Below are 14,054 nucleotides of genomic sequence, written 5' to 3' on the forward strand. Positions count from 1 at the left end.
AATCAAGTTTATTATAAACATAACTATCACCTAACTATATCACTTTGGAATAAAACCGATGATGACATTAACTGCCCGCCAGTGCCGTGTGCTCGGGGTCATGCTGGAAAAAGAAATCACCACGCCGGATCAATATCCCTTGTCTTTAAACGCCCTTACCACAGGCTGCAATCAAAAAAGTAATCGGGAACCTGTAATGTCGTTAACCGAGGCTGAGGTGCAGGATATTGTCGATGAGCTGATGCAAATGAAGCTTGTCAGTGATCAGGGGGCGTTTAGCTCCCGGGTGGTGAAATATCAGCACAGATTTTGTAATACCGAATTTGGCAGCTTGCAGCTGAGTAAACAGCAGTTGGCCATTATCTGTTTGTTGTTTTTGCGGGGACATCAAACCCCGGGGGAACTCAGAACCCGCAGCAGCCGTTTGGCCGATTTTGCCAATGTTGGTGAAGTCGAGCAGGTGCTAAATCAGTTAAAGGACCTTAATGGCGAAAAACTGGTGGTGAAACTGGAGCGGGAGCCGGGAAAACGCGATTCTCGCTATGCCCAGCTGTTTAGTGAATTAACCGAGCAAACGACCGCACCAGGCGCAAGCAGTAATGACGGAGTCAGTGACGGCGATGCACTCACACGTATTGATGTTTTGGAGCAAGAAGTTGCTACTTTAAAGCAAGAGCTGGCCCGGTTGCATCAGTTGGTAGCGCAATTGAGCAGTTAACAGCTCTGAGCTGCATCGGTGAAAAGAAAGCGGGAATGGCTTTAATAAATGCCCGGATTGCACCGGGCAGGATTTTTTTGTTAACCTGAGTGTCCCTGCATGAGGCAGCACAGGTGTTGACAGTCGCGCTGCCCACCCGGGCGCCTCGGGCAATAAATATAATAAGCACAGGACAAAAAATCGTGAAAATTACTAAAATCACTACCAGTATTTTTGTCATTACTTTTGCGGCGGGTCTGGCGACCGTCAATTTCTTTAATCACTTCTATGCAGAAAAAGCACTGCAAAACGATGCGGAGCAACTGCTTTACCAGTTTCATGACGCCATCCTCGAAGCGGATAAAATTCTCGCCGGTTTGCCTGATCCTGAATTATTTCAATGTACTAAAGAAGATATTGAACAACTGGCAATGCTGGCGTTCGAACATCCGGCGGTACGGTTGATAGGGGTGTTACATGGCGATCAGCAGGCCTGTGCCAGTGAAGAAGTGCATATCGACTTGTCCGATTACCATGAGCGGGTACTTGGCCCGATCAAGCATCAGTTAACCGACACCCATGCGCTGGCAACGGTTTCCCACGGTGATGAACACCTGGATTTGCTGATGGTGCGCTCACACGACAACAGCCGCTATTTTGCCAGTATCAACCCTTTTATGGTCAATTACCTGACCGAGTTTGTCTGCATCGACTGCCTCGAATATGAGTTTGTGATCGGTAGCCTGCCTGAGCTGGAATTTAGCGGCCGCTCAATGGCGGGAGAAGCTTATATCGAATATAACGCCTCCAGGATGGAAGAGTCGGTTAAGGTAGAGCTCAATGTCAGGGGCACCCAAGCCTTTTACAATTATTATAAGGAATTAAGCTGGCTCAGTACCTTATTGTTTTCGGCCTTGTTTGCTTCAATTATCGCTTTGCTTTCTTATCGTTTACTGAGCATTCGCCAGTCGCTGGAGCGTATCATTAAAGATGCGCTTAAATATAAGGAATTCACCCCCTTTTACCAACCCATAGTTAACAGCCTCACCGGTGAACTGGTGGGGGTGGAAATGCTGGCCCGCTGGCGTCATAAAGACGGCACTGTGGTGCCGCCTTACCAGTTTATTCCTTTTGCCGAGGACAGCGGTTTGATCATAGAGATCACCGAGCAGTTGATCCGAAAATCCGTTAAGGATGCCAAAGCCCTGGGCTGGGATAAAAGTGGCAAGTTTATCAGTATCAATATTGTGCCGGATCATTTAACCAGCAAACGGCTTTATCATGTGATGGAGCGGCTGTGCAAAGAGTTTGATTTGCCGCCCCAGGTATTATCGCTGGAAGTGACCGAAAGAATGAAAATTGAAGATCTTGAACTGGCCAGACAGCATCTTGAAGACTTCTACAACCTGGGCATCAACTTAAAACTCGATGATGCCGGTACCGGTTACGGCGGTTTTTCTTATATCCAGGAGCTGGGTATAGATACCTTGAAAATTGATAAAATGTTTGTCGACACCATAGCCCGCGATGATATTAAGGGCTCGGTGCTGGAGTCGATCATCTCGTTTGCCAAATCTTCAAATTTAAAACTTATCGCCGAAGGGGTCGAAGCCCCTTATCAGGTGGAATATTTGCAGCAGCGGGATGTGGTGATGATCCAGGGTTATGTCTATGGCAAACCCATGGCCATTGCCGAGCTTAAAGACTGGATAAGGGAGCAGGAGCAAAGCTGACGGCTTAACCTCTATGCCCGCAAAATTCAAACCCGGGAATCGTTAACCGGGTTTTTATTTAGCCAAGCGCTTTTTTGAAAAGCATACTGACTTTCTCAGTCACTCTCATAAGATCGCACAAGCAATGTACTCCGATTGAGGAAAACCTTTTATTTATTAACTTTGGTTAATACAGATCAAGGCGAAAATACCTGCCTGCGCTAAGCTGACATTAGCTATGGGGTGAGTTTTTCACCCGTGATTTAAGAGGTTCATATGTCAGCGATCACCACGGATGTCTTTTACCTGAATGGCCGGGGAAGTGTGGCGCAGGAGCCGGAATCATTACGCCGTATTCCGGGCAACAGGGCGGTTTGGGTCGGTATCTTTGCCGAACTCACCGAATTTGCCATGTTCTTTATCATTTATTTTATTGCCAAGGCCCATTACCCGCAGGAGTTTGAACAGGGGCCGCTTAAGCTCAACACCCTGGCCGGAACCTTAAATACCGTGGCACTTATTTCCAGCAGTTATTTTGTCGCCAAGGCGATGTTCGCCATCCGCCAAAACAGGCCCCGGGACTCGGTGCGCTGGCTCTGGGGAGCCTTGCTGGCGGGCCTGGCGTATTTGGCCATTAAAACCTGGGAATATCAATGGAATGTTTCGATGGGCATACACAGCGATACCAACTCTTTTTATACCCTGTATTACTATATGACTTTTAATCATCTGCTGCATGTCGGCTGGGCCAGCGGTACTTTACTGTGGGCCATTTTCCGGGTTAAACAAGGGGTGTATAACGCCGAGAATCATTCGGGCATGATGGCGATTGCCTGTTACTGGCACATGGTCGACCTGGCCTGGATTATCATCTTTCCATTGTTATATGTGTTACGTTAAGGGGGAAAATATGTCTGCTGCTGAATCAAAGACAATCGCTGGCCAAGGGGGTGAGAGCCTGCCACCGGCGAAAAAACGCTGGAACAAACTCGATATTACCTGGGCAGTGTTAATGGTGGTAACCTTGCTTAACGCCTTTGTGGCGGAAACCGCCGATCCCCATTTGCTGATCACTTTTGTGATCTGTTTATCCATCGCCTATAAAGGGCGTCTGGTAATAGATAACTTTATGGAACTTTATAATGCCAATAAAACCATCCGTAGTTTTATGCGCAGTTATTTTTATGTTTTCCCAGTATTAATTTTTCTGGCAGATGTTTTTTCTGCGCAGATCGCCTGGTTTACCACAATTAATTGATTTATTTTTATTTTGTAAAACAGGTTGTTATAAAGTTTTGCCAGAAAAATTTAAAAAAAGTCGTATCGGCTGTCAACCAAAGTCAACTTAAGGCGTTTTTATCTATGTAATCACCAATAATTTATTAGGAGTTCTACATGTCAATGATAAAAAAATCAGTTAACTTTGTTGTTATCGCCGGATTCATCACGACTGCAACCGCCTTATCTATTTCTCAAAGCATCGCGTTCGAACGCGGCCACCACAGAGGCAATGGCGGCTTTGACCGTTTAGACACCAATGCCGACACTGTGCTGTCGCTGGATGAAATGACGGCTGCTGCCGAAAGCAAAGCCGCGAAAATGTTAACCAGAAAAGACAGTGACGAAGACGGTCTCCTGAGCCTGGAAGAGTTTCAGCAGGGACGCAATGGTGTGATTGCTGACTACTCAGATCTGGCGGACGATATTGTCGAGTGTGTTGCCGGTTTACAGGAAGAAAATGCCGATATCGTGGTGCCGGATGCCGATAACTTCCTTTCGCCGGAAGATAAGTTTGACGCTCTGGACACTTCAGACGATGGTTTTGTTGACGGTGACGAACTGGCGGTCGCAAAAGTGGCTAAGGCCACTGAGCGCTTCACCAGTTTAGACACGGATGAAGACGGCAGTGTGACCGAAGCTGAATATGAAGCGGCGAAAGTATCACGCTCCGCTACCAGACAAGCAGTACGCGAGTGTATTGCTGACCTGAGCGCCGAAGACGAAGCAGTTTAAACTCAGAGTATTACCTCAATCATCAACTAGCATCTAACCTTTGAGTTGATAGCGGTTTAGCCACCAGGGATCTTTGTTGGTTAATCCGCTATTTTTCCTGATTTTTCTTAGTTATTTAGCCCTCGCCGCTATTAAAATTCCCCATGATGGTTTACCCTAGTTTTCTTGATTTTCAGGAAAAACTTGTTGGTATTGAGTGAAAAAAATTGAAAAAAACAGCCATAAGCGGCTGTTGTCCTTAACTTTGCTGCTTGGCGCCTCCCTGACGTCTGTAAATAGTTTTGCCGATAGTCTGGATCTCGCCTATGGTGAGTTGGAGCAGCATGTTGAATTGCAAAATGAAACCTTGCTGTTAAAGCCCTCCGGCCTGTCGCTATTTTTCTCCCACGACCTTAATCCCGACTGGAATATTTCCGCGTTTTATCAGTCGATGAGTGATGATAAAAGTACCGGGGCGCTGTTGGATGTTGGCGTGGATGTTGACCTCAACACCTACGGCGGCAATGTCAATTATTATCAGGATAACTGGTTTTTTTCTGCCGGCATCAGCATGTCCGACGACGAGCAGCAGATCACGGCCGGTGGCACTAGGCCCGGCAGGCGCGACGAAGATACCAGTGCCCTCAGTTTAAGCACCAGCGTCGGTTATGGCGACAGCCAGGGCAACTGGCTCTATGATATCTCCCTCGGCTTGCAGTATAGCGACTGGGAAGTGGATACCGACTTTGATGCGCCGCCGGGGGAAAATCAGCCGCAGGGTTCCACCACCAGCGATAACAGCTTAGGTGTTAATACCAGTGTTTCCCTGGGACATTACTGGAGCCTGGCGGACAACCGTGGCGTGCTGGCGGGGGCCATGCTGTCCTGGAGTTATATTTTATCGGGCGATACGGTTTCCGACAGCCAGAATACCGGCGGCGCCCGCCTTGGCGGCGAAGGCCCGCGTAGTCCGGGAGGGCGGACTGGCGGCAGTCGCGGGGGAACAAGCTCGCTGTCGGCAACTTCCGGGGATGACAACTACGGCCAGTTTTTAATGTATATTTCTTATGATCTCAACAGCAGCTGGTCGTTGTCTTTTGATACCGCCACGGAAATTGCCAGTGATTATTCCGAGCAAAGCTGGTCGCTGAACCTGGGTTATACTTTTTAATCTAGCCCGATTTATCGCGCTAAAATAAACACCGGATATAAAAAAGACGTCAGGCACATGCTTAACGTCTTTTTTAATTTATAGCGCAGGTTAATTTACCCTAGCGGTTTCTTCTGCGGCTTTGGTTACGGTTTTGTTTCTGCTGTCTTTGCTGTTTGCTTTTCTTGAATTTATCCATCAGTTTGCGCTGTTTATCCCGGGACAACTGCTTAAAGCGCTGATGGGTGCTGCGCAGCTGCTGCTGTTGCTTGGCCGGTAATTTCTTGAACTGCTCGAATTTTTTATTCAATTGTGCCTGTTGCTGCGGCGGCAGTTGTTGCCACTGATCAAACTTATTGACCAGCGACTCCCTTTGCTCGCTGTTCATGCTAATCCAGCGGTTGGCCCCCAGTTGCAGTTTCTCCTGCTGCTCGCTGGATAACTGCGACCATTGCCCGGAAAACTGTTTCAGTACCGCCTGCTCTTCTTTGGCCAGCTCACTCCAGGGCAATGCCGAGGCCAGGGAAATATTGGCGAATGCTAAGATGGCACACAGGATAAATTTAATCATAAGTTTTATCCTCCCCGCCGGTTGCAGATTTTACTGCATTTTTATCCGCTGAAGGTTGCTGTGCTTTCTCCGCCACCTGGCTGTTTTCCTGTGCCGGCGCTAAGGTTTCACTGGCAATATCCATGGGACCCACCAGTTCTCCTTCGACTTCCACTAACCCTGCCAGATACTCGAGCAGGGCCATGTCCGGCGTATCGCTTGCCGTGTCGGTCGCCATTGCGGGCATGAAAGTGCTGGTTAACAAAGTCATGCTAAAGAGATATTTCCTGTTCATTTTCTGCCAGCCAGGTAACAAATTCCAGATCCTGTAATAGCGCTAAATCTTCTGCCGGCATTTGCGATGTCGTCATCGCCAGGGGCAGGGCAGGGATAGCTTTGTCTGAAGATGGCTGTAATGATACAACGACCAGGGCCACGGCAGCAACCGGCATGGCCAGTTGAAAAAACGGCTTAAACCAGGAGCTGTCAAACAGCGCGGGTTTTGCCCTTGTTGTTTCCCGGTTAAGATGTTTTAGCGCCTGCTGGCGAATATGCGCCAGCTCTGCCGAGGTTTTTGCCGACATGTTCGCCGCCGAGCTGTCCAACGCCCGGTTTATTTCCTGGCTGACGGCCTGGCTTGCTTCGCTGTTAACCTGATTGTTTGATGATTGTTGATCAGAAGGAGATGTCATGATCCGCCTCCATTAAGCTTTTCAATTTATTAACCGCCCGAAAATAGTGAGTTTTGATGCTGCCCTCGGAGCAACCCATGATGTCAGCGGTTTGAGCCACCGATAACCCCTCCCAACTGCGTAACATAAAGCATTGCTGCTGCTTATCCGACAGCTGCTTTAAATGGCGCAGGGCATCCGCCTGCTGTTGGCTTTTGCTGATATTATCGTCCGGTTTATCATTTCCTGCGCTTTCCAGGGTATCCGGCCAGTCCTGATTGTCATCGCTCGTGTTGGTGTTTTTCCAAAAGAAAATCACATTTTTCACTTTTTGATGGCGATGCCAGTCCCGGATACGATTTTGCAGTATCTTATAAAAGAGTGGTTTCCATTCCTGGCTGGGGCGCTGCTGATAGTTAGTCACCAGCTTTATCATGCTGTCCTGCAGAAGATCTAAAGCATCGGCGTGGGAGCCGGTTGCAAATGCTGCCATGTGATACGCCTTTTTTTCAATATCAGCCAGAAACACCTCCATGGTTACTGGCGGTGTATCCTTGTCAGCTTCTTCTGCCTGCTCTGTGATAATTCTTGTTCCGTATTCAATATCATTTTCTAGAGATTCTGACCGATTATGGGTTGAGTTACAACGTTATCTGTTTAATGAACCTACTGTTTTTAACCATAGGCAGGTTTTTCCGCCGGTGCCGGGAAAAGATGCGTTAAGTAAAATATTCCCGACTTACCCTAAACAACGCAGCACACGGCTTTTGGTTGACAGCAATAGTAAAAAAAATCCCCTTTTTTGATGAAAAATTGTTGCTGTTAAGGCTTTCCCGCCCCTTGGCTTAGGGAGTTGGGGTTAAAGTCGCTGCCAGGCCGGGTTTGTTGGCAGCTGCCGGCGTAATCTGGCGCTTTCGCTGACCCTTACCCAGCGAAACAAATATAAGATGATGATTTTGGTGATGCCGGAAACACTGGCCAGCAACAACAAGGGCCAGCCGTTGGCAAGCCCCATGCTCAGGGCGAAGGCTATGGTGGAAATATCCATCAATAAAATCATCTGGCTCATTTTTAATTCCACCGCGCCGGTGGCGCCGTTTAACACGATCAGTCTGATCTGGGCGTAATAGCCGTATGCCAGAAATAGTGTGATCAGCAAAATCAAAATGCTGGAGATGTTTTTGCTGTGATCATAGAAGTGCCAGCTGTCAAAGAGCAGGGATGCCGCGAAGCCCGCCATAGCCAACAAATAAAAAATCATGGCTGTGATTAATCCGGCACGGGCAGGGCGGTTTCTGCGGTCATGCCAGATATGATAAAGCACCGCCAGCAACAGGCTTGCGGCAATCAGCCTGGGCCAGACAATAAAATGGTTAAAGGGCTCGATACTGTAGCCATAAATATAAAAGGACAGGTAGGCTAAGAAACTGACCACAAATTGCCTGATGGACAGTACCCGGGTTACTGATCCCGGGGCATGGGGAAGGGCTTTTCTTTGGCGTATTTTTTTAAGCTGTAAATAAACACCGTACAGGCTGAGTAAAATAAACAGGCTATTGACAAACCCCCAAAAAGTATAAGACATAGTTTTCTCTTTTCATTGTTGTATTGTCGACAATTTTACGGTTTTAAATAGGGGTTATCCATTTGTGACGTATTTATACTTTTTATTGTCGACATTTTTGAGGTGGATAATGACAAGTGATACAGAAGTCGGTGTGGGGGACGGTATAGGGGACAGACAGGTTATCAGGGAAAGCGGCAACAGCTAAAATGCCGGCTAGACGAACAGGTGCGGGCTTAGCCCGCTGGCTGTATCAACAAGGCATGCTTAATATCTTGATAGTTTTTATTGGTGTTTAGTGCTGATCTTGTTCTTGCTCTGACTGATATAGCTTGTGCTTAAATTCATCGGCAAACTTTTTTGCGGTTTCCTGGGTACGTTTTTGCAACTCCCGGTAGCTGACGGAAAAGTTGCAGCGCGGACAGGTTATCAGGGAAAATGGCCCGATGTTTTTTGCTATTTTGATGTCTTTTTTACATTGGATACAGGTGGTAGAGGTATTACGCAGTGGCATTATTATCCTTTCCTTGCTAAAAAATTACTTCCTTGTGTTTAATTAATGTAGCAGCCAAATAGCAGGGGATCAACCGGGGCAGGGCATGTCGGGATTTTAGTTTTTCAGGATAAAAAAAAATCGCTTAACCGCACCTTCAATTGCCGGGTTAAACGATTTTTGTCCGGCCTTTTTGTCCTGAAGTACCGGGAGAAAGGGGAGCAGGTTAAGGAGACTTTCGTCGTTAAAACTGCATGGCAATGCCAAAGGCTACCAACACGAATAAGAAGACTGCGGTAATATCGTTAAGTCCCCATTTCGATTTCTTCCCTTTTTGCTGTTCATTAGCGCTATTTTCTGACTTCTTCATTGTTGCCTGGCTTATTGTCTGTCTTATTGATCGTTATCTGAGAAATTTTTTCGGCAACTTTAGCAGCCCTGTAGCCCCGGTTCAATCGCTTTGCAGCTCAATTGTTTGATCTAGCTACAGGCTTGACAAAAAATCACCTTTTTGTTTGTTTTATATGCAGAAAAACTTGCTTTGTACTCGGTAGCGCCATATTATGCCAGTACTTTCCTTAAGGAGTTTTGCGCGAAAATGAACAACTAAGTCCCGACCTGAACAAACACCTTTTTGTTTTATTGGCGGGATTAGTCGGCGTAAAATTCAGCTTTCTTTTTTTGTGCTCCACCGAGTTCAAAGCCTGATTAAAGATAACTTCGACAGTTCATTACTTATTTCACCGGGCAAAGATATTGTGCCTGCCTGAACTCTCGATTGTTATTGGTAACAGCTACCGGCAACGCCGCCCGCCTGCAGATCTTTAGCGGAGGGCGTATGGCCTGCATACAAATCAATAAACTCAATTATTCACTGCCTTGCGGCAAGGCATTAATTAATGATGTTAACTTAAGCCTGGAGCACAGTTTTTACAGCCTGCTCGGCGATAACGGCTCGGGAAAATCGACACTGGCCAAGCTGCTTTATGGGGAAATTTCACCCGTCTCCGGCAGTATTGTCTGTGAGCAGAAATTAGCTTATTTACCGCAATTGGCCCGGACAACAGATGCTGCCTGCGGGCAAACGGTGGCGCAATTTCTGGCAATCGATAAGCAGCTCTCAGCCCTGGCGCGTATCAACGCCGGCGGCAGTGCCGTTGAAGATTTTGAACTGGTTAATGATAACTGGCTGTTGGCGCAGCAAACACAGCAACAACTGAAACAGGCGGGGCTGGATATTGCCCTGGAGCAAACCTGCGCTCAGCTTAGCGGCGGCGAATTTACCCGCTTGCAGCTGCTGAAACTGCTGGCGGTGAAGCCGGATTTCCTGGTGCTGGATGAACCCTCGAATCATCTGGACAGTGCAGGTAAATCCTGGTTAAAACAAGTGCTGCTACAGTTTTGCGGCGGTATTTTGCTGATCAGCCACGACCGGGAGCTGTTGATGCTTGCCCGGCAAACCTTAACCCTGCACCAAGGGAAAATTTCACTTTACGGCGGTAACTACCTGGAGTATTGCCGTCAGCACCAGGCGTTGCAGCAGAGCGTTGAGCGCCGCCTTAAAAATAAAAATGCCCAGTTAAAGGCCTTGAAAAAACGCCAGCAGGCAAGCGCCGAGAAAGCGCAAAAGCGCCGGCAAAGCGGACAAAAAAGCCGTCAAAACGGTAGTCAGGCAAAACTCCTGCTCGATTTTAAAAAGAATAAGGCTCAGGCGGGCACATCCGGGCGTGTTAAGCAAAATGCCCGGCAACAATCGGCCTTATCCGAGGAGATAAGTGCGGCCAAAGCCGGGCAGGAGCAAAGCCAACGCCTTAATATCAAGCTGGCACAGACTCAGGGACAGAGACAAAGTTTATTAACCGTGGAAAACCTTAAGCTGCCTTTTACCTGTCATAAAGCGCTGAGCTTTACCCTGGCCCCCGGCGAAAAACTGCACCTTTGCGGGGCAAACGGTAGTGGAAAGTCCACTTTGCTGACATTACTTTGTCAGCAGTTTACTTGTCCGGAAGAGAAACGGGCTGGCATAAGCATGCGTGCCCGGCCTGTTTATTTTGATCAGTTTTTTAGCCAGTTGGCACTTGAGCAAAAACACATAGTCAACATGTTGGGGGCGCTGAACTATTTCTGTCCGCACCTTAGTCAGAGCCAAAGTCGGGCTGCGCTGGCAGGTGTGGGATTTCGCGGAGAGTTGGCAGAAAAAACACTTGCCAGCTTAAGCGGCGGTGAAATGGCAAAGCTGAGCATTGCCATTATCAGCCTGCTAAGCGACAGCGATTTAATTTTACTTGATGAACCGGATAACCATTTAGATATCCGCAGCAAAGATTTATTTGCCCGGGCACTGGCGGACTTTAACGGCAGTTTTATCCTGGTCAGCCATGATACGGTTTTTGCCCGGCAGTCGGGCATAACCCGGGAGATGTCTTTGCCTTAAATTGGTTTTAGCTCACTCAAGCAGGGCAAGTTAGTATAAAATAGTGCTAAACAGTGCCTGTTTTCCGGCGGGTACTTAGTAAAAGCGAGTCATGTTAAATGTGGGGATCTTTGCCCGGTAAGGATTTAGTTTTACAACTACTGGTGCTGTTGGTGATGATGGCAGGGCCTTGTTATGGCCAGGCGAAAACATCGGATAGTGAGTTTTCATTAAATATTTATACCGAACTGATGCCCCCGTACCAGTTTATTGATGAGAAAGATAAAATTACCGGCATAAATATCGAATTGCTGCGCTTGATACTCAAGCAAGAAGGCATAGATTACCAGCTGCAGCTGACCCCCTGGACCCGGGCCTATACCGCAGCCCTGAGCAACCAGTCCGGTGGTGTGATCTCTACTGCCTTAACCCAATCCCGTTTGGATAAATTTAAATGGGTCGGTCCTTTTCCTTCAAGCTCAGACGGCGTTTATCTGTTTCGTCTGGCGGCCAATAAACACATAGTGATTAATGGTTTTGAAGACATCAAAAATTATTCCCTTGGCTATGTGCGCCGGGGGATTTATGAAGAGATTTTTCGTAGCAAAGGTTTAACCGACCAGCAGTTGCTGGGGTTTGCCAGCAGCAATGAAAGTTATAAAATGTTATTTAACGGCAAGATTGATCTGGCGTTAGGCTCAGATATCACGGTTTCGGATTCTTTGGCCATGTACGGTTTTGCACCGGATCATGCGGTTAAAGCGTTTCGTATTAAAGATCTCGGCGGAAATTACCTGGCGCTGAACCTTCAGGTGCCGGATGCCATAGTCAAACGTTTAAATCTCAGGTTAAAAAAAATACGGCAAAGCCATCAGGCAACAGAGATCATTAATAAGTACAGTTCAATGGAAAAAATCACCTGGCTGCAGTCAAACTTATTGACACAAAAATAGCTGCCGGTTAGTTGCCAATAAAGGCTTGTAAATCCCCCGGCAAGTCAAGCTTGGCGGGGGAAGCTCTTGCTAGTGACTGTTGACAAAAGTGGTCATTACGGCTTTTTTCAGCAGGGCTGGGGGCAACAGGCCCTGTGCCAGGATAAAGTCGTGATATTTTTGCCGGTTAAATTTATCCGCCATTAGCAGCTCGGTTTCTGCCCGCAGCGACATCAAACGGCTGTAGCCGACAAAATAAGAAGTTGCCTGCCCCTGGCCGCGGAAGGTATAACGTTCAAGTTCAGAGGTGGCCAGGGCATCGGATAATACCAGATCATCTTTGAGCACCTTAAGCGCCTGCTCTTTGGTGATTTGGCCGGTATTTAATCCCGGGTCGAGGAAAGCGCGGGCGGCGCGGATCAAGCGGCTCCAGTTGGTGGCAAACTGGCCTTCGAGGGTCAGGTAAGGTTTGATCTCTTCTTCCATATACAAGGCCCAGCCTTCGGCATTCACCGAGTTAAAGGCAAAAATCATCCGCGCAGTCGAGACGCCTTTTTCCACCATGGAAGCAAACTGCAACTCATGTCCGGGACGGGCTTCATGGGCGCTTAACGGCCAGGCCGCCGCTTCATAGGTAAAATCGTCGATATGCAGCGCCTGACCGTCTTTGGCGCCGGGGTATTTCAGCGGCAGCACAAATTCACCCACTTCTCCGGTATTGCCTATCATACGCGGCGGCTTCATAAAGGGGGCCGGGCTTTGCGCGCTTTCGGCGGGGGATGCCAGGCGGATCACCAGATCCCGCTCAGGCAAGGTGATGATTTGCTCCCGTTTGATGATCTCTTCCAGGGCGTCATTTTTCGCATGATAGAAGGGAAGTATGGCTTCGCCGGTGATCTGCTGTTTTTTCAGGGATTTAAGCACGGCCCTGTAGTCGTGATCCTGATAGCCGCGTTTTTTGGCAATGGCCATCGCCTGGGCCTGCATGGTATTTTGCAGTTGCTTAAATTCCACTTTGGCCCGGCGCTGCAGTTCGTCCAGCGGCATATCCACGCCGTATTCTTTTAAGGCGAAGGCATACATTTCTTTGGGTAACTTAAAATCGTCGCGGCCGCGCGGCAGTACCTGGCTGCGGATAAAATCATTATATTGTGTGATTTGGGCTTTGAGCTCACTATAGGGTTTTTCAAAGCCGGTGATGCCATGATCGGTAAATAATGTCCCGATTTCTTTAAGTAAGGTTTCACTGTTTTGCAGATCTTTTTCGATGCTTTCCTTTAACGGACCTGACTTGCCCAGCTGCTTCAAGCCCCTGAGCACTTCCGCCCGGGCAAGTTCGGTTAACGGCTGGTAACCTATTTCCATGCCGGTATAACGCTGTAATCTCACCAGTGCCGCCTGGTGCTGCTGTGGCGTTTTTTGATGGTCGAGCAAGCTGCGCAGGCCGTTATAAATCAGCTCGCTGGCATTAAAATAGGGAAAATAATATTGCTGCTCCAGCGTAATTTGCTGAAGTGAGTCGTCGATGGCGGTTAATAAAATTTCCAGATCTTGCCTGACCGCCGGATGTTTTTCTTTTGCCTGAATTTTTAACAGTTTTTCTTTGGCTGCCTTAAAGCTTTTAATGGCCCGGTCGTTGATGCCGGGTTTTAAGTCGATAATGCTGTTGTCAAAGCCACTGACGCCGACCTCGGCTGCCGACTCCGGCGATAATTGTGCGATAACCTCAAGCAAAATCTGGCTGTACTGGTTACTGCGTTTTACCCAGTCGGCTTCCGCTTTAACAAGCCCGGAGAAACACAGGCTTAAGCTCAGGCAGGCGCCGAATATCCATTTTTTATTCATTATTATTTTTCCTTTGCTGAATTAACTCGCAACCA

At 47.9% G+C, this 14,054-nt stretch carries 16 protein-coding genes; 8 read left to right on the plus strand and 8 right to left on the minus strand.

Features of this window, described 5'->3' with window-relative positions:
• The first annotated feature begins 58 nt into the window (after positions 1-58).
• The 6 genes from QL234_RS05320 to QL234_RS05345 all read left to right on the plus strand — a co-directional run bounded on the left by QL234_RS05320 (position 59) and on the right by QL234_RS05345 (position 5,572).
• Positions 59-718, plus strand: coding sequence for a DUF480 domain-containing protein (locus QL234_RS05320; protein WP_281556791.1), 660 nt, complete (start codon positions 59-61; stop codon positions 716-718).
• A gap of 182 nt (positions 719-900) precedes the next feature.
• Positions 901-2,430: an EAL domain-containing protein gene (locus QL234_RS05325; RefSeq protein WP_281556792.1), complete on the plus strand. Its 1,530-nt coding sequence runs from the start codon at positions 901-903 to the stop codon at positions 2,428-2,430.
• A 255-nt stretch (positions 2,431-2,685) separates the two neighbouring features.
• The gene (locus QL234_RS05330; RefSeq protein ID WP_281556793.1) at positions 2,686-3,309 is read left to right on the plus strand and encodes a cytochrome c oxidase subunit 3 family protein; all 624 of its coding nucleotides are present in this window, start codon (positions 2,686-2,688) and stop codon (positions 3,307-3,309) included.
• Between the two features lie 10 nt (positions 3,310-3,319).
• Entirely contained in the window at positions 3,320-3,667 is a 348-nt protein-coding gene (locus QL234_RS05335) for a cytochrome C oxidase subunit IV family protein (protein WP_281556794.1), read from the plus strand.
• A 137-nt stretch (positions 3,668-3,804) separates the two neighbouring features.
• Entirely contained in the window at positions 3,805-4,422 is a 618-nt protein-coding gene (locus QL234_RS05340) for a hypothetical protein (protein WP_281556795.1), read from the plus strand.
• A 196-nt stretch (positions 4,423-4,618) separates the two neighbouring features.
• Entirely contained in the window at positions 4,619-5,572 is a 954-nt protein-coding gene (locus QL234_RS05345; RefSeq protein ID WP_281556796.1) for a hypothetical protein, read from the plus strand.
• Positions 5,573-5,672: 100 nt separating this feature from the next.
• Here the strand turns inward: QL234_RS05345 and QL234_RS05350 are convergent, their stop codons facing one another.
• The 7 genes from QL234_RS05350 to QL234_RS05380 all read right to left on the minus strand — a co-directional run bounded on the left by QL234_RS05350 (position 5,673) and on the right by QL234_RS05380 (position 9,199).
• Positions 5,673-6,122: a DUF3106 domain-containing protein gene (locus QL234_RS05350; protein ID WP_281556797.1), complete on the minus strand. Its 450-nt coding sequence runs from the start codon at positions 6,120-6,122 to the stop codon at positions 5,673-5,675.
• Positions 6,115-6,372 (minus strand): hypothetical protein, encoded by a 258-nt coding sequence (locus tag QL234_RS05355; RefSeq protein ID WP_281556798.1) that lies wholly within the window; start codon positions 6,370-6,372, stop codon positions 6,115-6,117. The genes QL234_RS05350 and QL234_RS05355 overlap by 8 nt, the downstream gene beginning before the upstream one ends.
• Before the next feature lies 1 nt (position 6,373).
• Positions 6,374-6,793 (minus strand): hypothetical protein, encoded by a 420-nt coding sequence (locus QL234_RS05360; protein ID WP_281556799.1) that lies wholly within the window; start codon positions 6,791-6,793, stop codon positions 6,374-6,376.
• Positions 6,777-7,376 (minus strand): RNA polymerase sigma factor, encoded by a 600-nt coding sequence (locus QL234_RS05365; protein ID WP_348650703.1) that lies wholly within the window; start codon positions 7,374-7,376, stop codon positions 6,777-6,779. Before QL234_RS05365 ends, QL234_RS05360 begins: the two co-directional genes overlap by 17 nt.
• 255 nt (positions 7,377-7,631) lie before the next feature.
• Positions 7,632-8,357, minus strand: a complete 726-nt coding sequence (locus tag QL234_RS05370) for a hypothetical protein (protein WP_281556800.1) — start codon at positions 8,355-8,357, stop codon at positions 7,632-7,634.
• 274 nt (positions 8,358-8,631) lie between these two features.
• Positions 8,632-8,850 carry a hypothetical protein gene (locus QL234_RS05375; RefSeq protein WP_281556801.1) on the minus strand — a complete coding sequence of 73 codons (219 nt, stop codon included), beginning with the start codon at positions 8,848-8,850 and terminating at the stop codon, positions 8,632-8,634.
• Between the two features lie 223 nt (positions 8,851-9,073).
• The gene (locus QL234_RS05380) at positions 9,074-9,199 is read right to left on the minus strand and encodes a hypothetical protein (protein ID WP_281556802.1); all 126 of its coding nucleotides are present in this window, start codon (positions 9,197-9,199) and stop codon (positions 9,074-9,076) included.
• 408 nt (positions 9,200-9,607) lie between these two features.
• On the opposite strand from QL234_RS05380, the gene QL234_RS05385 reads away from it, so the two are divergent.
• Together QL234_RS05385 and QL234_RS05390 are read left to right on the plus strand one after the other, a co-directional pair.
• Positions 9,608-11,263, plus strand: a complete 1,656-nt coding sequence (locus QL234_RS05385; protein ID WP_281556803.1) for an ATP-binding cassette domain-containing protein — start codon at positions 9,608-9,610, stop codon at positions 11,261-11,263.
• 98 nt (positions 11,264-11,361) lie between these two features.
• On the plus strand, positions 11,362-12,195 hold the full coding sequence (locus tag QL234_RS05390) for a transporter substrate-binding domain-containing protein (RefSeq protein WP_281556804.1): 834 nt from the start codon (positions 11,362-11,364) through the stop codon (positions 12,193-12,195).
• Positions 12,196-12,264: 69 nt separating this feature from the next.
• On the opposite strand, the gene QL234_RS05395 is transcribed toward QL234_RS05390, so the two are convergent.
• On the minus strand, positions 12,265-14,019 hold the full coding sequence (locus QL234_RS05395; protein WP_281556805.1) for a DUF885 domain-containing protein: 1,755 nt from the start codon (positions 14,017-14,019) through the stop codon (positions 12,265-12,267).
• Between the last annotated feature and the right edge of the window lie 35 nt (positions 14,020-14,054).

The organism is Thalassomonas sp. RHCl1 (assembly GCF_947387555.1).
GTDB lineage: Bacteria > Pseudomonadota > Gammaproteobacteria > Enterobacterales > Alteromonadaceae > Thalassomonas.

Bases quoted from the DNA above. Each gene is read 5' to 3' on its own strand.
- QL234_RS05330 (WP_281556793.1), top strand. From the start codon at position 2,686: ATGTCAGCGATCACCACGGATGTCTTTTACCTGAATGGCCGGGGAAGT.
- QL234_RS05320 (WP_281556791.1), top strand. From the start codon at position 59: ATGATGACATTAACTGCCCGCCAGTGCCGTGTGCTCGGGGTCATGCTG.
- QL234_RS05335 (WP_281556794.1), top strand. From the start codon at position 3,320: ATGTCTGCTGCTGAATCAAAGACAATCGCTGGCCAAGGGGGTGAGAGC.
- QL234_RS05355 (WP_281556798.1), bottom strand. From the start codon at position 6,372: ATGACTTTGTTAACCAGCACTTTCATGCCCGCAATGGCGACCGACACG.
- QL234_RS05380 (WP_281556802.1), bottom strand. From the start codon at position 9,199: ATGAAGAAGTCAGAAAATAGCGCTAATGAACAGCAAAAAGGGAAGAAA.
- QL234_RS05395 (WP_281556805.1), bottom strand. From the start codon at position 14,019: ATGAATAAAAAATGGATATTCGGCGCCTGCCTGAGCTTAAGCCTGTGT.
- QL234_RS05360 (WP_281556799.1), bottom strand. From the start codon at position 6,793: ATGACATCTCCTTCTGATCAACAATCATCAAACAATCAGGTTAACAGC.
- QL234_RS05390 (WP_281556804.1), top strand. From the start codon at position 11,362: ATGTGGGGATCTTTGCCCGGTAAGGATTTAGTTTTACAACTACTGGTG.
- QL234_RS05350 (WP_281556797.1), bottom strand. From the start codon at position 6,122: ATGATTAAATTTATCCTGTGTGCCATCTTAGCATTCGCCAATATTTCC.
- QL234_RS05340 (WP_281556795.1), top strand. From the start codon at position 3,805: ATGTCAATGATAAAAAAATCAGTTAACTTTGTTGTTATCGCCGGATTC.
- QL234_RS05375 (WP_281556801.1), bottom strand. From the start codon at position 8,850: ATGCCACTGCGTAATACCTCTACCACCTGTATCCAATGTAAAAAAGAC.
- QL234_RS05370 (WP_281556800.1), bottom strand. From the start codon at position 8,357: ATGTCTTATACTTTTTGGGGGTTTGTCAATAGCCTGTTTATTTTACTC.